General features: G+C 49.3%; 16 protein-coding genes. 2 read left to right on the forward strand and 14 right to left on the reverse strand.

The genetic code is table 11. The features are described from left to right. Positions 1 to 129 precede the first annotated feature (129 nt). From rpoE to speE, 7 genes are all read right to left on the reverse strand, one after another. Positions 130 to 681 carry a DNA-directed RNA polymerase subunit delta gene (gene rpoE / locus JOD01_RS08910; protein WP_204517968.1) on the reverse strand — a complete coding sequence of 184 codons (552 nt, stop codon included), beginning with the start codon at positions 679 to 681 and terminating at the stop codon, positions 130 to 132. Positions 682 to 830: 149 nt separating this feature from the next. Next, positions 831 to 1460 (reverse strand): TetR/AcrR family transcriptional regulator, encoded by a 630-nt coding sequence (locus tag JOD01_RS08915; RefSeq protein ID WP_204517970.1) that lies wholly within the window; start codon positions 1458 to 1460, stop codon positions 831 to 833. A 148-nt stretch (positions 1461 to 1608) separates the two neighbouring features. Then, positions 1609 to 2940, reverse strand: coding sequence for a lysine 2,3-aminomutase (kamA, locus tag JOD01_RS08920; protein ID WP_204517972.1), 1332 nt, complete (start codon positions 2938 to 2940; stop codon positions 1609 to 1611). A 156-nt stretch (positions 2941 to 3096) separates the two neighbouring features. Next, a complete protein-coding gene (locus tag JOD01_RS08925) occupies positions 3097 to 4506 on the reverse strand; it encodes a sigma-54 interaction domain-containing protein (RefSeq protein ID WP_204517973.1) in 1410 nt (469 codons plus the stop codon). A gap of 183 nt (positions 4507 to 4689) precedes the next feature. Continuing rightward, complete coding sequence (locus tag JOD01_RS08930; protein ID WP_204517975.1) at positions 4690 to 5106, reverse strand: YwiB family protein; 417 nt, start codon at positions 5104 to 5106, stop codon at positions 4690 to 4692. A 120-nt stretch (positions 5107 to 5226) separates the two neighbouring features. Beyond that, positions 5227 to 6099 carry an agmatinase gene (gene speB, locus JOD01_RS08935; protein ID WP_204517978.1) on the reverse strand — a complete coding sequence of 291 codons (873 nt, stop codon included), beginning with the start codon at positions 6097 to 6099 and terminating at the stop codon, positions 5227 to 5229. Between the two features lie 21 nt (positions 6100 to 6120). Beyond that, complete coding sequence (gene speE / locus JOD01_RS08940; protein WP_204518144.1) at positions 6121 to 6954, reverse strand: polyamine aminopropyltransferase; 834 nt, start codon at positions 6952 to 6954, stop codon at positions 6121 to 6123. 267 nt (positions 6955 to 7221) lie between these two features. Here speE and JOD01_RS08945 point away from each other — a divergent pair, with 267 nt between their 5' ends. Continuing rightward, positions 7222 to 9273 (forward strand): transglycosylase domain-containing protein, encoded by a 2052-nt coding sequence (locus tag JOD01_RS08945; RefSeq protein ID WP_204517979.1) that lies wholly within the window; start codon positions 7222 to 7224, stop codon positions 9271 to 9273. 49 nt (positions 9274 to 9322) lie between these two features. On the opposite strand, the gene JOD01_RS08950 is transcribed toward JOD01_RS08945, so the two are convergent. The 5 genes from JOD01_RS08950 to JOD01_RS08970 form a co-directional block, all read right to left on the reverse strand. Beyond that, positions 9323 to 9568, reverse strand: coding sequence for a hypothetical protein (locus JOD01_RS08950; protein ID WP_239565338.1), 246 nt, complete (start codon positions 9566 to 9568; stop codon positions 9323 to 9325). A 232-nt stretch (positions 9569 to 9800) separates the two neighbouring features. Next, positions 9801 to 10304 carry a YwhD family protein gene (locus JOD01_RS08955; protein WP_204517981.1) on the reverse strand — a complete coding sequence of 168 codons (504 nt, stop codon included), beginning with the start codon at positions 10302 to 10304 and terminating at the stop codon, positions 9801 to 9803. A 106-nt stretch (positions 10305 to 10410) separates the two neighbouring features. Beyond that, positions 10411 to 14550, reverse strand: a complete 4140-nt coding sequence (locus JOD01_RS08960; RefSeq protein WP_204517982.1) for a hypothetical protein — start codon at positions 14548 to 14550, stop codon at positions 10411 to 10413. Between the two features lie 392 nt (positions 14551 to 14942). Next, positions 14943 to 15914, reverse strand: coding sequence for an S-layer homology domain-containing protein (locus tag JOD01_RS08965; RefSeq protein ID WP_204517983.1), 972 nt, complete (start codon positions 15912 to 15914; stop codon positions 14943 to 14945). Between the two features lie 15 nt (positions 15915 to 15929). Further along, positions 15930 to 16472, reverse strand: a complete 543-nt coding sequence (locus JOD01_RS08970; RefSeq protein ID WP_204517984.1) for a hypothetical protein — start codon at positions 16470 to 16472, stop codon at positions 15930 to 15932. Positions 16473 to 16728: 256 nt separating this feature from the next. Between JOD01_RS08970 and JOD01_RS08975 the strand changes: the two genes are divergently transcribed. Next, positions 16729 to 17166: a MarR family winged helix-turn-helix transcriptional regulator gene (locus tag JOD01_RS08975; RefSeq protein WP_204517985.1), complete on the forward strand. Its 438-nt coding sequence runs from the start codon at positions 16729 to 16731 to the stop codon at positions 17164 to 17166. Between the two features lie 72 nt (positions 17167 to 17238). Here the strand turns inward: JOD01_RS08975 and JOD01_RS08980 are convergent, their stop codons facing one another. Both JOD01_RS08980 and JOD01_RS08985 read right to left on the reverse strand, forming a co-directional pair. Next, positions 17239 to 17766, reverse strand: coding sequence for a YwgA family protein (locus JOD01_RS08980; protein ID WP_204517986.1), 528 nt, complete (start codon positions 17764 to 17766; stop codon positions 17239 to 17241). Continuing rightward, entirely contained in the window at positions 17759 to 19054 is a 1296-nt protein-coding gene (locus JOD01_RS08985) for an HD domain-containing protein (protein ID WP_204517987.1), read from the reverse strand. Before JOD01_RS08985 ends, JOD01_RS08980 begins: the two co-directional genes overlap by 8 nt. Between the last annotated feature and the right edge of the window lie 88 nt (positions 19055 to 19142).

Below are 19142 nucleotides of genomic sequence, written 5' to 3' on the forward strand. Positions count from 1 at the left end.
AAGCGATAACCTAACCCGTCATCATGCGGGTAGGGGCACTTTTGTTTTATATCTTTCCATATTTGAACTCTCTTCATGTAAAGCCCAAAAAGTATTTTATCTGTTTAGAATGCGGAAGTCAAGGAATTATCAGTCATCATTTTCCTCATCCAATTCTTCCTCTGCATCAAGCTCTTCCAGTTCTTCATCATCGCTTTCAAAAATCTCGTCTTCTTCGACAATCTCGTCGGTTTCCAAATCCTCGTCAATATCGTCGATATCGGCGTCTTCATCAACGAAATCCTCGTCTTCTTCAAACAAAGCGATGTCCTCGTCCTCGAATTCTTCAACCAGGTCTTCTTCCACTTCGTAATCGTCGTCGAAGTCATCGTCAAGAACAACCTTCTTCTTCTTGCCGCCTTCCTGCGTTTCTTCAACGGTATCAGTCGGGTACCAGCGTTTCAGTCCCCAAGTATTTTCGCCCAGGCAGACGAAACGGCCATCAATATTAATTTCTGTATATACTTGTGCAATCATGCCCATTTTTTGCTCTTCGGTTAAGTGGCGCAGAGCGGAGATTCTATCCATCAGCTCACGGAAATTATGAGGGTGGTTGGTTTCGCGCAAAATTTCATAAGCGATATCAACCAAGGCCATTTCATTCAGTTTCTCTGACTCAATATGTGCAAGCAATTGACTCACGGAGGGCACGTCCTTTCACAACAATAAATTGGCTATGTTACAGTATTCCTTATTTTAGACTAAAATGCAAGGTTTTCAAACGAATCGGCCCACATTCGCCGCCAGCCCAACGCGGATGCGGCATCCGCTCCCGTTCGTCCGCCGTCTCCCTATTTTTCCGTAATCTCGCGCAACAGCAGCGCCGTCTGCTTTTCGATATATTCCTCCAGCGTGTAATGCTTCCGAAGCGCCCAGCGGCGAAACACCCACATCTCGCCAAGCACGAGTATATTGTCAGCCATCAATTGCACATGTTTTTCATCAATGTGAATCGAACCGTCCTGGATACCGGTCCGCAATATCTCTTCGAAAATTCCGCGAATTTCTTCTTCGCGGCGCAGCACGTAGCTGATTGTCCCTGACGGCAGCGACTTCGTCTCTTGATAGATCAGCAAGACGCGGTCGTTCATCTGATCCATGACGCGAAAAAAGCTGCGCAAAGCCATTTTCAATATACGCAATCCGTTTCCGTTAAAAGTGAGCGCTTCGCGCAGACGGTTTTCCACCTCAGCGTGAATCGCATCGCATACGAGATACAATACGTCTTCTTTCGATTCAATATATTCATACAAGGTGCCGATGCTAAAACCGGAAGCTTTGGCGATCTCCCGGGTTGTCGTCTTATGAAATCCTTTATGAATAAACAGCTCAACCGCTGCTTCAACAATTTGATCGCGTCGTTTCTCGATCAGTTTTGGATCTTTCACAAGCGAAGGAATTTTTTTCTTCTTTTCCAACAAGTTGCTGTGCCACCTTTCCCCAACTGAGCGTCTGATCGGCGGTTCTTTTGCTGCCAAAACCAGTCAACGTCTCATGTTTGCATACTATTATACGTGAGTGAAAAGGTAGGGACAATCTCTAATTCCCTCGCTTGTTTTGCCCGCTGGCTCAATCCTCGCTGGCCTTTTTCTCCTTTTGTTCCAGACGGATGTCGGCAAGCGATTTGATCTTCGTTGCCCGTATCCGTTTGTGGCGCGGCAACTCTGTCGGTTCTAGGTTGTTGGCTTCATCCCGCATCAGTGCGGCAATCCCCACTGCCTTTCCTCTGGCGGCCTGACAATATTCGCAATCATCCTCGCGATGCGGCTGGTACTGTTTCGGCTCCGGATAGGAGGTAATCACTCCTTCGAAGTTTCGCAGCACAACTTTCTCTGCCGACTGGGAGATCACATAGTTCGGCATAACCGGTATCTTTCCGCCTCCATGCGGGGCATCGACCACAAAGGTAGGCACGGCATACCCCGACGTATGGCCACGCAGATGCTCGATGATTTCGATCCCCTTGCTGACCGGCGCGCGGAAATGGCCGATTCCTTCCGACAGATCACACTGGTAAATGTAGTAGGGACGAACGCGTATTTTGACCAGATCGTGCATCAGTTTCTTCATGACATGCGGACAGTCGTTGATTCCGGCCAAGATCACCGATTGGTTGCCGAGCGGCACTCCGGCATCAGCCAGCATCTCGCAGGCGCGCGCCGCTTCCGGGGTAATCTCCCGCGGATGATTAAAATGCGTATTCAACCAGACAGGGTGGTATTTTTTCAAAATGGCACAAAGGTTTTCCGTAATTCGCTGCGGAAACACGACCGGCGCTCTCGTCCCGATCCGGATAATCTCCACGTGCGGAATCTCCCGCAAGCTTTTCAGGATATACTCCAAAATACGGTCATTGATCAGCAAGCCATCCCCGCCGGAGAGCAACACGTCTCGCACCTCGGGTGTGCGCCGAATGTAATCAATGCAGGCATCCAGTTGTTTCTTGGGTACCCCCATGCCGATCTGGCCGGAAAAACGGCGGCGCGTGCAATACCGGCAATACATGGAGCATTGGTTGGTGACCAGAAACAGGACGCGATCCGGGTAACGGTGTGTCAGTCCAGGCACGGGAGAATCTTCATCCTCATGCAGCGGGTCCTCCATATCGTATTTCGTCCGGATGATCTCCGAAGAGATGGGCACCGATTGCATCCGCACCGGATCGGTCGGGTCATCCGGGTCCATCAGCATCGCATAGTAAGGCGTAATGTTCAGCGGAATCGTCTGGTTGGAAATCCGCACGCCCTGTTCCTCATCAGGCGTCAGATGAATCACTTTCTTTAAATCGTCAACCGTGCGAATCGTGTTGGTCAATTGCCACATCCAATCGTTCCATTGCTCCTCACTGACCTCTTTCCACAATTCGACGTCGCGCCAGTTTCTTTTTGTTGACGTTAGCATTGCAAACTCCCCTCTCTTGCCAGCAATTTTTATCCTGCAAGAGCAGAGATGCAATCTTCGTGCCACCGTATTCAAAACATTCAGACTACGGTTTTTTGGTCATTGTGCCTGGGTAAATGCCTGTTTTTCGGCAGCAGAGTGCCGGTCATTCGGCAGTTATGAGGGATGAATCCGGTTCGCCAACTTGTATTGCAGCGTTTGCCGGGGAATCCCCAACAGTTTGGCTGCTTGCAGAATGTTGCCTTCCGTTTCCCGCAACGCCTGGCTGATCAATTCTTCCTCCAGCTCACGAAGCAGTTCCGGCAGCTTTTGCCGCTTGCCGGCATCCCACTCCACGCGAATCTGCGGTTTCGAGGCCACTTTTTCCCCCAAGTGCGCGGGCAGATGCTCCAGCTTGATCTGTTCACCGTCCACCATATTCATCGCCGCTTCAATGACATGTTCGAGTTCGCGCACATTTCCCGGCCAGTCATAATGCTGAAACAAACGTTTTGCCTCCGGAGAGACTGCCGTCACTTTCATCTGGAAGCGTTGATTGTACTTGTGTATGAAATGACGGGTAAGCAGTTCGATATCTTCTTTCCGCTTGCGCAACGGCGGAATTTCAAAGGAAACGACATTGATCCGGTAATACAGATCGGTCCGCATTCGCCCCTGCTTCACAACCTCCTGCGGCGGCTCGTTAATCGCTGCCATCAGTCTGACATCGACAAACGTCGTCTTGCTGTCGCCAATCCGGCGAATGTGGCCATCCTGCAAGACTCTCAGCAATTTGGCCTGCAAATCAAGCGGCATGCTGTTCAACTCATCGAGAAACAGCGTACCGCCGTCGGCCAATTCAAACAACCCTGGCCGGTCATCCGCACCGGTAAAACTGCCCTTGGTCGTGCCAAACAAAATGCTTTCCAACAACGTCGCCGGCAAAGCGGCGCAATTTTGCGCAATAAACGGCTTGCCGCTGCGTGCCGAAGCTTGATGGATCGACTGGACGAACAGCTCTTTGCCCGTTCCCGTCTCGCCATAAATCAACACAGGCGAGGAGGTCGCTGCTGCTCGTTTCGCCCGGGCAATCAGCTGCTGCATTTCCTGGTTGTCAGTCAAAATATCGGCAAATTGATACAAATTGGGATCAGGCTCCCCCCTTTTGCCGCGTTTGTTTTTGCCCAGCTTGGCTTGCAGGTCGATCAAGCGGCCAGACAATTCTTTCAGCTTGCCGATATCTTTGGCCACCTCAACCGCGCCGACCAAACGCTGTCCCACATGCACCGGCAGAGTGGTATTGACCGTCTCCACTTTCATGCCGCGCCAGTTGGTATAGGTTTGTGGCTGGTTATAGATCGGCTGCCCGTTTTCAATCACCCGCAAAAGCGTGCTGCTGTCGCGATCAAGCGAAGGGAATACCTCCAACAGCGGTTTCCCCAGGACCTCCTCCTGGGTCAAGCCGTCAAGGCGGGCGGCCACATGATTGTAAAATATCGTAATTCCGTTGGCGTCGACAACATGGATGCCTTCATCGATGGTGGCCAGAATAGCTTCAAGCATTTGCGCTGTTTCCGACATTGTCATATATGAAACACGCCCCTTTGCAGAACTGCCGCAAATTCGTCAGTCTGCCGAATTTCCGGCACAATCAAACAGAGAACGGCTGTAATCCTCAATCGGACACCTCTACCTGAGAAGCAGCAAAAATCGTGCCAGAGAATCGGACGCTTGCCATGCGTTGTTGCCGAACCGCAGGCCACCGCCTGCTCATTGCCACTGAAACAGAAGGTGCAGTTCGTAATCGCCGGCATACTGCCCATTCAGCCAAACCTGGTACGCGAGCAAAAGCTGGGCAGGCCGGTCCGCTTCCCGTTTGATCTTCACTTTGCGGGTATGGGTCTCCATCGTTAAAGGTCCCATTGGGCTGTTGTAAATCGTTTCACTTGTTTTGCCTTTTGCAAACAGTTGTTTCATTTGCAATTTGCCCTGGCGCAACAACGTGACGTCCGCTTCTCCGACCTTGAGCACAGTTTGGATCGTTCCGACTCCTTCCAGACTCTCTGGATAGGAGAAGTACCATCCGTTTTCCTTTTTCGTTCCCCTGCCTTGATAGGAATAGCGGGTTTGCTCCGTTTGCCCGTTGGCCTGATGCGTTACAGCAAGCTGTATCTGTACGTCCTGCATACTGCTCATCCCCGCTTCAAAAGTGTATTTCTTTCATTGTAACGACCCCTTCCGGCCGATTGCAACCGGCTATCCCGACGCACAAAAGGGCCGCCCATCCAGGCAGCCCTTTCTTAGCTGTTATTTCACGAAACCGAGAATCAGTTCGCGGACAATTTTCGAAGCAACAATCTGGGTCATTTCACTATGATCGTAAACCGGCGCAACTTCTACCAGATCACAGCCAATCACATTCGCGCCGTTTTGCGCCATGAAATGAATTGTCTCCAGCAGCTCGCGGGAGGTGATGCCGCCTGCTTCCGTGGTGCCTGTCCCGGGAGCGGCCGACGGATCAAGCACATCGATATCGATCGTCAGGTAAATCGGGCGATTCCCGATCGTTGGCAACACTTGTTTGACCGGTTCCAGCACATCGTATTTGTACAGATGCATATTTTCCTTCGCCCATGCAAATTCTTCCTTCATCCCGCTGCGAATGCCAAAGGAATACACATTTTTCCCGCCGATCAGATTGCACGCTTTTTTGATCGGGGTGGAGTGAGAGTATTCATATCCCTCGTAGTGGTCGCGCAGGTCGGTATGGGCATCGAAATGGAAAATGACCAGATCCTGTTTATACTTCTCGTAAACCGCCTGAATCACCGGCCAGGTTACCAGATGCTCCCCGCCAAGTCCAATCGGCATTTTTCCGTCCGCCAATACTTTGCCGACAAACTCCTTGATCGCTTGCAAGCTTCCTTCCACATTGCCAAACGGCAGCGGAATATCGCCGGCATCGAAATATTTGACTTCCTCGAGCAACCGGTCCAGGTACGGGCTGTATTCTTCCAACCCGATGGAGACTTCCCGGATGCGGGCAGGGCCGAAGCGAGAGCCTGGGCGAAAGCTTACTGTCCAATCCATCGGCATGCCGTATATGACAGCCTGGCTTTCTTCGTAGTCAGCATGGCTGCGAATAAACACCTTGCCGGAGTATGCTTCATCAAATCTCATCTTCCCAGTACCCCTTCCCGTTTAGTCGCGCGTCAGCTCTTCGACAAATTTTGGCAGTTTGAAGACAGCGTGGTGAATTTCCGGCGAATAGTATTTCGTATCCAAATCTTTGATTTGCGCCGCATCCACTTCGATTGGATCGTATTTTTTCGATGCGATCGTAAAGCTCCACAAGCCCGATGGATAGGTTGGAATGCTGCAAGTATACAACCGGGTGATCGGGAAGATCGATTTCAGATCTTTAAAGACACGTTTGATCAACTCGCGGTTGAACCAGGGAGATTCTGTTTGCGCCACAAGAATTCCATCCGGTTTCAACGCATCGTAAATTCCTTGGTAGAAGCCTTTTTCAAACAAGCCGACTGCTGGTCCCACCGGTTCAGTGGAATCGACCATGATCACATCATATTCCCCTTTGTGCTCATGGATATGTTTTACCCCGTCGATCACCTGTACGTCGACACGGGTGTTGCCCATCAATGCGCTGGCGATGTGCGGAAAGTATTTTTTGCTGGACTCGATTACACCGCCGTCAATCTCGGCCAAGACCGCTTTTTCCACGGCGCTGTGCTTCACGACCTCGCGAATCGCTCCGCCGTCTCCACCGCCGACAACCAATACTTTTTTCGGGTTGGGATGAGTGTTCATCGCAATATGGGTAATCATTTCGTGATAAACAAATTCGTCCACATCTGTGGTCATCACCATGCCGTCAAGCACCAGCATTCGGCCAAATTGCTTGGTATTGATAATATCTATTTTTTGAAATTCGGTTTGTTCACTATATAGCGTTTCGGAAATCTTTGTTGTAATTCCGTGGTTTTCCGTTTGTTTTTCTGTATACCACAATTCCATTTCCATCGACATCGATATGTAACCTCCTCTTATCTGAACAATCCCGGACTGCTCAGCTTCAAATAATTAGATGATTCAACAGCTTGGTCAACAAGAAAATTATAGATGCTCCCCCTCAAAATGCAAGTACATTTTCACTTGAGACAAGGATTTGCTTGAAAAAAGTATACCATTTGCCAAATCCAACCATACTAATAATAGCCTTCATCCTTTAGTATGTCCCAATTTTTCATCTCTCGCTATTCGCACGAAAGGGGTTGAACCGACATGGAAGTGATTCCCGAAGCACCCTTACTTCGGTATTTGCGCTGGACAAAAAAATTCATAAAACTCGCCATACTTTGTATACTGCTCGCCTCTTTTGCGCTTCTGCTGTTGCTTCTGTATTTGCGCTCGCAACCCCTGCCGGCGGCAAGCGTCAGTCAGACGACCACGATTTACGCCAAAAACGGCGAGGTGCTGGACACGCTGCACCGCGGCATCAATCGCTACGTCGTTCCGCTGGACCAGATTGCCCCGACAATGCAACAGGCCACGGTTGCCATCGAGGATCGCTATTTTTGGGACCACTATGGCTTTGATTTGAAGCGTTCGGCGATGGCGGCTTATGTCGATTTGAAGAACATGAACAAGCTGCAAGGCGCCAGCACGATTACACAGCAGCTCGCCCGCAATCTGTATTTAACCCAGGAAAAGACATGGCGAAGAAAAATCAAAGAAGCATTGCTGGCGATTCAGCTGGAATTCAACTACAGCAAAGAAGAGATTTTGCAGATGTATCTGAATCAAATTTACTACGGACGCTCTGCCTACGGAGTCGAGTCCGCCGCCTTGACCTATTTTGGCAAACATGCGAAAGACTTGAGCTTGGCGGAAAGTTCCCTGTTGGCTTCGATCGCCAACAATCCTTCCTATTATTCGCCTTATGACCATTTTGATCATGCCAAATCCCGGCAGAAACTGGTTTTGGATGCGATGCAGCGGGATGGCTACATTACGAAGGAACAAGCGGAACAAGCTTATCAAGAAAAGATAACGCTGGTGCAAAAAAATGAAAAAAACACAGCGGACATTGCCCCTTATTTCCGCGATTATTTGGGCAGTTTGTTGCGAAACAAATACGGCATTGACGAGGAACAGTTTATTCATGGTGGTTTAAAAATTTATACCACACTTGATTACGACATGCAAAAAAAGGCAGAAGCGGCAATTGCCAAAGTGATGCCGAAAGACAATCCGGAATTGCAAACGGCATTGGTCGCGATCGAACCGGCAACCGGCGAGGTCAAGGCGATGGTTGGCGGAAGGGATTACAGCAAAAGCCAATACAATCGCGCTTTCGCCAAACGTCAGCCCGGCTCTTCCTTTAAGCCGTTTCTTTATCTCGCCGCCTTGCAAAACGGCTTTACGCCGCTGACGATGATGAAAAGCGAACCGACCGTTTTTACGTATGACAACGGCAAACAATACATTCCCAGCAATTTTGGCGACCACTATTTCCATGATTTTATCAGCATGCAACAGGCGATCGCCACTTCGGACAACATTTATGCCGTAAAAACAATCGAACAAATTACGCCAGCCAAACTGATCGAACAAGCCCATGCCGTCGGGATCACCAGCCAGCTTCAGGCTGTTCCTTCGCTGGCTTTGGGGACCTCACCTGTTTCTCCTTACGAGATGACAGTCGCTTACAGTACATTGGCCAATCAAGGAGAATGGGTCAAACCGATCGCCATTACCAAAATCGTCGATAGTCAGGGAAATATTCTCGCGGAGGAAAAACCGGAGAAAAAACGGGTGGTCGATCCAGTCCCCAGCTTTCTGCTGACCCATATGATGCAAGGTGTGTTTGAGGAATCAAACGGCACGGCACATCGGGTCGTCAGCAAACTCAATCGGCCCGTCGCCGGAAAAACCGGAACCACCGACTATGACTCGTGGCTCAGCGGGTTTACGCCCCAACTGGCAACAACAGTCTGGATTGGCTACGACAAAGGCCGCAAATTGGATGAAATCAGGGAATCGCGCCTCACCGCACAAATTTGGGCAGAATTCATGGAAAATGCCCTGCAAGATCAACCGCCCGCCTTATTTGAGATGCCGGCAGGTGTTACCTCGGTATACATTGATCCGGCAAGCGGAAAGCTGGCGACCGAGCATTGCCCCAACCCGCAGCTTGTCTATTTTGCCAGCGGAACCGAGCCTCAGGAATATTGCACCGATCATATTCCCGACCCAGACACTCCGCCGGCACCGATCAAACCGCCCGCTGATCAGTCTTTTTGGCAGCGGATGGGCAGCTGGTGGCGAAATTGAGAAAACAGGGAGCCGTCCAACGGTCGGTCTCCCTGTTTTTTGTCGCCATCTAGCTGAACTGTTGCTCTCCCCCGCCGATCACGCCATTGCCGTCGGCAAACAAATGATCGTTTACAATCGTGATCAAACCGGCGTTGTCCAATTGTTCCAACACTTCAAACAGACTGTCCCGTTTGCCCGCAGGCAGCTTGCGAACGTAGTTGTTAATTTCTTCAGGCGTGGCGTTGCTGCGAAAGTGCACCCCGCCATGCCGGACAAAATGGTCTTCCGTACCAACTTTATTTCCTGCAGCCAACAAACGACACCTCCTTACGAACGATTATCCGTAGTGTGCCGAAGTTTCTTGCGGACCATAACCTGAAAAATCATCCAGTTGTTTTCATGTAAGCCTATACATAATGACAGACGGGAAAGGAGGAAGCCCCCTTTCCCGTCCGTTGACCTAGTGTAAATGTTATAGCTTCAGTTTACCCGAGAGTCGAATTGTGAACAATTGTTTTCACAATTTGTTCACATAGCGTTCAAATTTATGCCTTGAGCGCTTCTTTCAAAGGTTCCGGCGAATTGTCCCACATTGCAGGATTATGCTCCATCAGCAGCTTTTTGAGGGCTTGTTTCGCTTTGTCGTCAAGTTCATCCAACATATAGCGGCGCTTCATCGAATAGTCCATCCGGTTCACGTGCTCTGCCAAAATCTTGTAACCGCGGCGCGCTTCCCGATCGATTTCCATATAGCACGCCGTTGCTCCGGCATAATAAGCGCCTTGTTCATTGCGATCGACAGTCACCCATACCAGCCAGTACGGCTTGCCGTTCGGCACCTCTTCTTTGTTGGTTGTCCATTTGATCCCTTTTTCCACAGCGCTTTTGGCGTGCAGAGCGCCCATGTCAATGTAGGCTTCATCGCCATCGATAATGACAGAGGAGACTGCGCCCAAATCAAGGGTTCCTTGGCCAAATCCGCCATGAACGTCCGTTTTCCCGCTAATAATCGTAAAACCGTTATTCTTCTTGCTATCGAAAAGATCCATTCTGGTTCGACACCCTTTCAGCCACTAACTTCTTCCCTCTATTCTAACCTGAATTTGAAGCGGAACGCAATTTGCCAACTTGCATCCTCCCTGTTCGGCGGCCAGCCTAGTTGGTCGTATGGTTGCGGATGCCTTGTCTCTCCCAGGCGTTGGCGATGATTCGGAAAGGGAGCCGGTAGTCGGTTGCCTCGTGTCCAGCGACAGTGCTTTTGTCGGGATATCCATACCCTTTAGTCACCCCAAAGGAAAAGCTGACCTGGAAATAGACGGCATACTCACCGCCTTGTTTAAATCCAAGCTGCTTATCTCCCATCAAGGCATTATCCACGCCCAGCTCACGATTGCCCAGTTTTTCCACGAACCGCTTGGCACCGCCCCAGTGTGTCCCATCAAGCTTGGTCAGCTTCAACACCGATTGCAATGGCGTATTTCTTTGTCCGGTTTCGGATATCCAGCTTTGCGCAGAGACAACCTCGGGAAACTGCCCGCTGAACGGATGACGATGGCGTTCGGTTAAATTGATGCGGGTCAGAATGCGTTCACCCGCATAGAAATCATCAGCCTTGCTGTCCAGGTAGCGATCTCGCGAATGGTACTCGCTCCATTCGGCAGTATGCAGCAAGCTGCCGCTCGCATTCGGTTCAAAAACCTCAAATTGGGCCATTGCCCCTTTTACCTGGATCGTATACGTCCCGTTTAATGTCGATCTGATCGTGTCTTCTACACAGCTTTCCCTGTCACCATCGTTCCCTTCCTCGTCCCTTTCGCATTTGGCATAGGTGACAGCGAACTGAATTTCGTAGGGAACGGTAATGGAAAAAGCCTCGACTTCAGCCAAATATTTCTCTGTCTGCAACACCGCTTGCCATGTCGTTTGCGTCGGAACGATCGTCCCAGTATAAACGTTGGATTCCAGCGGCCGTTTAGGATGGATGCGAAACGTTTGATCCACGCCCGGACCGGTTACCTTTAGCGGAACGCTCTCCGGCCAAGCCGTCAGCGAACTCGTTTTGCTATTCCACTGTCTTGGTTCATAGTCGATCTGAACATTTTCATATTCATCCGCGGAAAACCGCCTCTCGTAGCGTGCCACCTGTTCACGGATCAGCTCGTCAATCTGCTGGTCCACTTGCCGGAACGCACGATCGATTTGCGTTTGATCGATTTCCACCTCGATACGAGCCGGCTCCCGCTCCCAAACGCCATCAGACGCGCTAACCAGTTTTCGTTCCTTTGAATCGTAAATATGGATGGACATCTGCCCGCCGTCGATCACACCACCCGGCGTTGTTGGTTCGCTTTCCGGGTCAATGATCAGCGTAAACGTGAAGGTACAGCCATTCAAAGCCGGATACAGCGGATCATTCACCTTGATCTTGAAGGTGTATGTTCCTGGTTTCGTATCATAATGAGCGAATATCTTATCAGCAAAATCATCCGGCAGATCATTGGACAAACTCGATTCAAAGGTGGCTCCGTAGTTGTAAGAACCGCCTGCGGTTTCCACACTGTCCTCTTTGCTCGTCAGCATCAGCGCGAATTCATCCAGACTTTCCGCCTGAATCGTGACCGATCCGACATGGCCGGGACCGGGAGCGACATTGAAATACTGGTCGTCCCCTGTCAGGAAATGCAGATAAACGTGATCACACGACAGCTCCTTTTTGACGAATTTTACATACAGATAACAGGTTCCATCCAGCGATTTCACCTGAATCTCCACCGTGTAGACATCCTGGCTGTCGGGGATCGTTATAACATTGACCGTATCTTCTACTGTTTTGACAAGACTGCCATTTTTCCGCAAAAGAAACGTTGCTTTCGTATGCTGTCCGTCTACATCGGCAGCCAATCTTACCGTGTTATCCTGCCCGGCGTAGATCGGCACCAGGTACGGATCTCCCGGTGTCTTCCCACTGCCGCCAATCGGCTTGTCCTCACCTGCCGCCCTCACGAACAAGTCCAAATCGCTGCAATAGAAATTGGTTGGCGGCAGGTCCGGATCTTTCGGATGGACAAATTCAATATAGTGGGTACAGGTTTCGTCTCCGTAGCTTGTTTCAACGGTGATCGTGTACGGTTGCGGATAGACTCTCAACTCAGCCGTAAAGTGGTTCGTTTCATCATCATAGTAATATTCTCCGCCGCGATACAGCGTCCAGAGAGCCGTGTATTTGCGGATTCCGTTCGTAATAGACAGTTCCAGTTCGTTCTTCTCTGTCGTATTCAGTTCAATTTGGAACGGATCGGCGGCAGTCCCCGTCCCGGAGAGAACGATCGGTTTCCCGTTGATATTTCCGGTGATAGTCAAATCGTCACAATCCAGTCCTACCTCGATGAAGACTGTTTTGACACAAGTTCCTCCTTCAATCGTGGTGGTTAGGGTCAACACATAGGAGCCGTTCTTGGTAAACGTATAGGAGAACGGATTTTGCGAATTGCCTCTGGCCAATGACACCGCGCTGCCTTTTTCTTTCAGATCCCAGTCGCCTTTGTAATTGGTATAAAATCGATTAAAGACCAGTTTAAAATCAACCGTGTCCGGTTCGGTCAGTCTCAAGGTGTACTCATCTCCGGCTAGACCGGTTCCCCCCATCGGTTGCTCTCGGCCATTGATCTTTGCTTCAATTTCGGTGACAGAACATATGCTGATCACGACTTGAATCTTCCACGGTTCACAGTTCCTTTCTTCCCATTTGGAGCCTTTTCGGGTGCTATAGCTGATCTCATACGTCCCAACCTGATCAAAGGCTACTTCTCTTCCGCCGAGACCTTTCGCCGGTAAATCCAAATAGCTGCTCGTAACGAGGGCCTCCCCATTTCCATTCGATTTATCCTCATAATACAAGTCGAAAACCGTTCCATCCGGCTTTTTCACATGCCAGTACACTTCGGCAGCTTGCGTAATGCCTTTCTCATCGACAAACGTAGAATGAAGCGACAGGCTTCCTTTAAACTTCACATCCGTCAGCACTTCGCCATTGCGAATCAGATCATTGCCGCGATGCACGACCGGACATTGCACTTCTCCCTGATAATCCCGATCCTGGATATAAAATGCTTTGACCCAACATTCTGAACCATCTTCAGCCAGGAAAGACAGATAGAAAGTCCCCGATGTCGGGAAGGAATACAAGCTGACCTCGCTGGCCGGTTCGTCATTGATCGGCTCGCCATCCTCGAACGATCCGATAAAAAACGTCCCTTCCACTCCACGGGTATCCAAGTGCATGTAGTCCGTGTATGCGCCCAATGGCTGCGGATTTCCCTCGGCATCTGAACGGACGGGAGTATCGGTAAGTTCGGCCCCTTCGCCACCATCAGAGTAGGAGGTAATATACATCGTCAGATCGCAGTTGTCTCCAGTCGGAATCTCTTCTTCTTTGAGCAGAGTCGCGGTAAACAAACAATAAGTCGCATCCGCAGGGGTAAACTCCAGATCGGTTTCGGAAGTCACCAGCAAATTCGCAAAGGTGGTTCCCGTTCCAGCCGTCACCCCGTTGACCCGCAATGTTCCAGCCACCGGAAAGATGAGTTTTTGAATCGTATTTTTGCCGTCCGGCATTTCGAACTCATCGCCGTTTTGCAGCGTTTCTTCCGGTTCGCCGGAAACCGTCAGACTGGCCGAAAGGGGCCGGCATTGCCCAGCTCCGACCTGAAAGGTCACGGTGACAGGATACGTTTCGGCCTCGCGCCGGTGATAATCCGTGACAGCCAGACTCACCAGATACGTTCCCGGCTTTTGCGGCGTAAATGAAATGCCCGGCGGTTTGTTCGCTGAGCCACTGGTCCATTCCGCCTCTTTCCGGCCCGGTTCTTCCAGCACCGTGTATTGATCATTGGTTGTCTTGTTCATCACGCTAAAGTTGTCCACGATCACAAACCGTTCATAAGCGGAATACGCGGTCGCTTTCCCCGTGATAAGGATCGGTTGCCCTACCTTGTAGCCTCCGCTCGGCTCCGCACTCAACGTAATGCTGGCGGTTGGGACGCGGGTTTGTTGATATTCCGCGACCCCAATATATTTGACCCAATCATGCGGCGGCGTTCCATACTTGCGATAGTCCTCAAAAGCAGGTTCCAGCCCTCTCCCACCGGAAATATTGATCAGTTCAGAAAGGGAGTACAGGACAAAATTGGCACCAGTATTTGAATGAACCTCATACCGGGTGATTCTGGAACGAACGTGTTCATAGTCACTTCCCAAAAGCTGTTCCCATTGCTGAACGGTTGCTTCAGTTATCATAGGATAGCCGTTATCTTTGGTTTCCTTTATATCAATAAGAGAGATCCCATCTCCCTCAATCGTGCCGCCGCCCGGGAGAACACCGCCTACTTTTATATGGATTCGAGAGAGAACAAAACTTGATCCAGTCGGAACATCTGCAGGGTTACTCCCTTTGGCATCTACAGATAAAGAGTAGGTTGGACTAACAGGAACATGTTGCTGATCCTCTCGCGGTGCAAAATCTTTATCTAAATAGACCAAGGAAACAGGAACCGATTGAGCTGGAGGTTGTGCAGCTTGCACTGTTTGTAACGGTATAATCGGAGTTGCGGCTAACGCAAGCAACAGAAATGAGAAAGAACAGAAAAATATCTGTTTCAGTCTTTTTCTTCGTTGTTTACGCTTGCTGATCATTTGCCATCGTTCCCTAGAAGTTCAGTATTACGAGCCTGGCTTATTGAAGAAAATGACTTTTCTCTGATATTAATCATATTTAAGCTTGGGAGTTCCCAACAGTAAGTTAAAATACTAAGGGAATCCATAATCACATCAATGGAGATCGTTCCTGTTGCAGGAAGGGCGAAATTTTTACCCGGTTCTAATCGTTTAAAGTCTGTTCCATCTCCATCCCAATAAACCACTTGTGCTTGCCTCCGGTATTCGATAAAAGGCAAGTTTGGCACTTTGCCATAAACTTTTCCCTCTTTTACATACATAGAGTTTTTCAATTGATTGGTCCAACCCATTGCTTCCGCAACGTAACGTTTACGAGTATCAATCATTTTTAACGTGTGAGCCAGTTCTGCTCTCGTAAACCGATCGGTTGGCAAAGCAGTTTTAAGGAAGTAATTATACTCCTCATACGCAAAATAACCCGGTTTCTTTCCTTCTAGACCATTTTTAAATCGCCAACTTGATACCAACAAGTGATTAGTAAATGTGTACTTCATCGGCTCATACGTCTTATGCCCCCACGCATTGGTAATCCATGCCGCGGCTTCATAGCGAGTCATTTGCGCATTGGGGTCAATCTTTATATCCGGCGAGAACCAGTTCGCTTTGGCGACCTGCTCATAAACCCCTCTTGCCCAATGGTTGCCGATGGCCGGATAAGGGGCTTTCTCCTTCAACCCCATCACTTTGGCGAGGCTGGCCAGGAACTGCGCCTGTGTCACCGTTTCATCGGGGCGAAACGTTCCATCGGCATACTTCCAGATCAAGCCTTTTTGCAGCGCCCAATCAATCTCTTTTTTCGCCCAATGGTTGGCGTAATCGGAAGTGGCGGCCGTGACGGACGTTGGCTCCGACAACAAAACCGGGACGATTCCACAAGTGGCCAGCAAGGCTGCCAGCATGGTTTTGGCAAGTTTCATCTTCTTCATCCTTGTTCCCCCTGTTTAATCCTGCAAATCATGGTCTTTGAGATATTGGCTATACTTACGCACGATCGCTGCCGCATCTCCATAAGTGATCGCTTCCTCTTTCTTCTTGGGAAGCCAGCTTGCAATCTCGTCCACCTTGACCAGCGCGGTATTCGCTTTCCGATTGATTCCCGCCGTCACGAAACGGCTGGCTTCTTCGGTCGTCAAAGGCTGATCCGGCTTGATTTTGCAAGAGCAGTCTATCAATCCCTCCTTTTTGGCGGTGGCATAGTATTCGGCCGCCCAATGGTTTTCGGCTCCATGCGGAACGATTACGCCCTTCTCCTTCGCGTCATATTCCGTGATCAACATTTTTAAAAATTCAGCTTGGGTAATTCGTTGATTCGCGTTGGGACTCGCATTGAAATACCCTTTCGAGACAGCCCATTCCAAGTCTGTCTGAGTGCTGATGGCAAAAGCAGAAGGGAGTTGGCCCAGGTCGCCGCTGGCCAGTCCATAGCCGCTTGCAAAACAAAGCACCCCGCCGACGAGTGCAAGATACATCTGTCTTTTGTTCACATTCCCACCCTTTCTTTTAAATATAAGGCAAATACTTACAATTTTAACTATTATCTTCTGTTTGTTTGGGACAAAAAAACAGCGAAATCGATCATGCCAACCGCAAGAACATCATGCTGTTCCCCCTCTTCTCTTACCCATTCCGGCGATAAACGATATAATTAGGCTTACATACATTCTTTTCGAGTGGTTTTTTTAAGTGCAGCGAGAGACGTTAGGGGCATTAAATTGATCCAGCGAGAGGTGAAGGTGGAGTATGCCAGAAGCAGCGAACGAGAAAAATATTCACGTTTGGAAGCTAATCTTGAAAGGACGGCGCAAGCTTCATTTAGCAATGATTCGCTGTCCGGACCTGGAATTGACCCGAACCCAGTTTTATCTCATTAAACTGATCGAGCGTGAGCAACCGTGCAAAATTTCTGCCTTGGCTGAGCTGATGGAAGTTACACCCAGCGTCATCTCAACCATGATTAACCGGCTGCAACAAAGCGGGCTGGTTATTCGGGAATACAGTAAAAGCGATCGGCGGAGTGTGTTTGTTTCCCTGACCGATCGCGGACGTGAAGTTGTGAAAAAAGATATGGAAATTTCCCAACAGGTGGTTTCGAACTTTCTTCACCGCTTGGAACCGCATGAATTGGAAACGTTTGCAGCTTTGCTCGAGAAAATCATTGAGCCTGCCGATGAAGAGTAGCCAAATGGAAAAGAAGGCGCCAGCCCAACAGTGAGCTGACGCCTTGTTTGATAGGGTCGTCCAATTGCAAATTTATTGTTTCAAAGCAGCAACTCCGCTCGCTGCGATTCCGCGCAATTCTTCGATGAATAACAAGCCTTTTTCAATCTCTTCTTCCGTGTAACGCTGCTTGCTTTTTAGCGTGAAAATTTTGTGCTTCATCTCGTCATAGGGAAGATTGTTAAAATACAAAATGGTGGAAACCAATTCAAGAAACCGCGAATTTTCCTGATTCAGACGGACGATCAAGGGCTCACCCTGGCCTAAATTGATGTTATGGTAACGCAAAAATTCATGCCCCGCCTCATTAAGGGTATATCGATACAGCTGGATCGCTCCGCGCGTTTCCATCTGTTCGTCAATCAATCCCAGATTGCAAAGCTCGTCCACCCGCAAAGTAAGCTCTTCCGAATACGGCCCAAACATATGAAATTCAAAGCGCTCTTCAAAATCGACCTGCATTTGCTTGGCTATGTACACCATTTTTTGCAGTTTCTTCCGACCACTTACCTCACCTGCAAGCTCAATCAGACGCACTATTTTGGCGTGACCCTTAAACATCCTCCATCACTCCTAGACGTTCTCTAATCTTCCCGGAGATCTCCTTCGGCAGGGCTTGTATTTTGTCCATCGGAAAATACAATTTGTAATCAAATCGCCGTTTTCCGCTGATTGCTTCCACTATCACCGATTTTTGCGACAATTCGACCAGCTCCCCCGACTGCATCTGCAGCATAATCGGGATGCGCTCCTCTTCCTGTGAGGTTCGATAAAAATCATAAGGCAAATCAGAAGTGGAATCCACTTCCAAGTAATAGTCAGGATCAATGCCTGCTTCGCTAAATATTTCTTTCAGTTCGGCAAACAGCTTAAAATCCCTTGGATTGTATTCGACATATTTCAATAAATTCCTGTCTAAAAATCGTTCGCACAAATCGCTTAATATTGGGTCCTCTTCCGTTTTCCACTGCTGGATGTAGAACAAAACAACCGCTTCGTCAAGCGAGAGGTAATCGCGAAGCGCTACCTGTTCGCGAAAAAATGGCAGCAGCTGGACAGGCTCGATTCGGTATTCATATTCATGATGGAACAAATATTTGGCACGTTGGAAAATTTTCCGCAATACAACTTCCGCGCTGCGTGTCACCGGGTGAAAGTAAACCTGCCAGTACATCTGATAACGCGACATAATATAATCTTCAACCGCGTGCATCCCGCTGTATTTGAAAAAGACGCCATCTTCATGCGGTCGCATTACCCGCAAAATCCGTTCAATATCGAAGTTTCCGTAATTAACGCCCGTATAATACGCATCCCGCAGCAAATAGTCCATCCGATCGGCATCAATTTGACTGGAGATGAGACTGACAATCAATTTGTTTTCATACGTTTTGGCGATCACTTCCGACACTTTTTGCGGAAACTGGGCACCCATCCGGCGCAAAATTCGATTGATATTCGTGTCTCCTACCAGGATGGCTTTCGTCCAATCTTCGTGGTCAAAACGGAAAACTTTCTCAAATGAATGGGAAAAGGGACCATGTCCCACATCATGCAACAAGGCTGCGCACAGACAGAGCAGTTTCTCATCGCGGGACAACTTGATGCGGCCTTCGAAAGTTTCCAGAATGCGCCGCATGATTTCGTAGACGCCAAGCGAATGATTAAATCGGCTGTGCTCTCCGCCATGAAAAGTAAAATAGCTTGTCCCCAATTGTTTGATTCGGCGCAAACGCTGAAATTCAGGGGAGTTGATCAAGTCCCAGATCAGCTCTTCCCGAACATGAACATAGCGGTGTACCGGATCTTTAAATACTTTTTCCTCGTTAAGCAGCCCTGGCCTCGTCATTTGAGCCCCTCCTCCCAGCCGTCAAACAGTTTCCAATTATTATAGCATAAACGTATGGCAGAACCTATCAAGCAAAAAACAAGCCGTT

Source organism: Brevibacillus fulvus, from assembly GCF_016908525.1.
In the GTDB taxonomy this organism is placed as follows: domain Bacteria; phylum Bacillota; class Bacilli; order Brevibacillales; family Brevibacillaceae; genus Brevibacillus_G; species Brevibacillus_G fulvus.

Coding starts and splice junctions, on each gene's coding strand:
- JOD01_RS08965 (WP_204517983.1), bottom strand. CDS start 15,914: ATGAAGAAGATGAAACTTGCCAAAACCATGCTGGCAGCCTTGCTGGCC.
- kamA (WP_204517972.1), bottom strand. CDS start 2,940: ATGCTAACGTCAACAAAAAGAAACTGGCGCGACGTCGAATTGTGGAAA.
- speB (WP_204517978.1), bottom strand. CDS start 6,099: ATGAGATTTGATGAAGCATACTCCGGCAAGGTGTTTATTCGCAGCCAT.
- JOD01_RS08960 (WP_204517982.1), bottom strand. CDS start 14,550: ATGATAACTGAAGCAACCGTTCAGCAATGGGAACAGCTTTTGGGAAGT.
- speE (WP_204518144.1), bottom strand. CDS start 6,954: ATGGAATTGTGGTATACAGAAAAACAAACGGAAAACCACGGAATTACA.
- JOD01_RS08925 (WP_204517973.1), bottom strand. CDS start 4,506: ATGACAATGTCGGAAACAGCGCAAATGCTTGAAGCTATTCTGGCCACC.
- JOD01_RS08985 (WP_204517987.1), bottom strand. CDS start 19,054: ATGACGAGGCCAGGGCTGCTTAACGAGGAAAAAGTATTTAAAGATCCG.
- JOD01_RS08930 (WP_204517975.1), bottom strand. CDS start 5,106: ATGCAGGACGTACAGATACAGCTTGCTGTAACGCATCAGGCCAACGGG.
- JOD01_RS08955 (WP_204517981.1), bottom strand. CDS start 10,304: ATGGATCTTTTCGATAGCAAGAAGAATAACGGTTTTACGATTATTAGC.
- JOD01_RS08980 (WP_204517986.1), bottom strand. CDS start 17,766: ATGTTTAAGGGTCACGCCAAAATAGTGCGTCTGATTGAGCTTGCAGGT.
- JOD01_RS08945 (WP_204517979.1), top strand. CDS start 7,222: ATGGAAGTGATTCCCGAAGCACCCTTACTTCGGTATTTGCGCTGGACA.
- JOD01_RS08975 (WP_204517985.1), top strand. CDS start 16,729: ATGCCAGAAGCAGCGAACGAGAAAAATATTCACGTTTGGAAGCTAATC.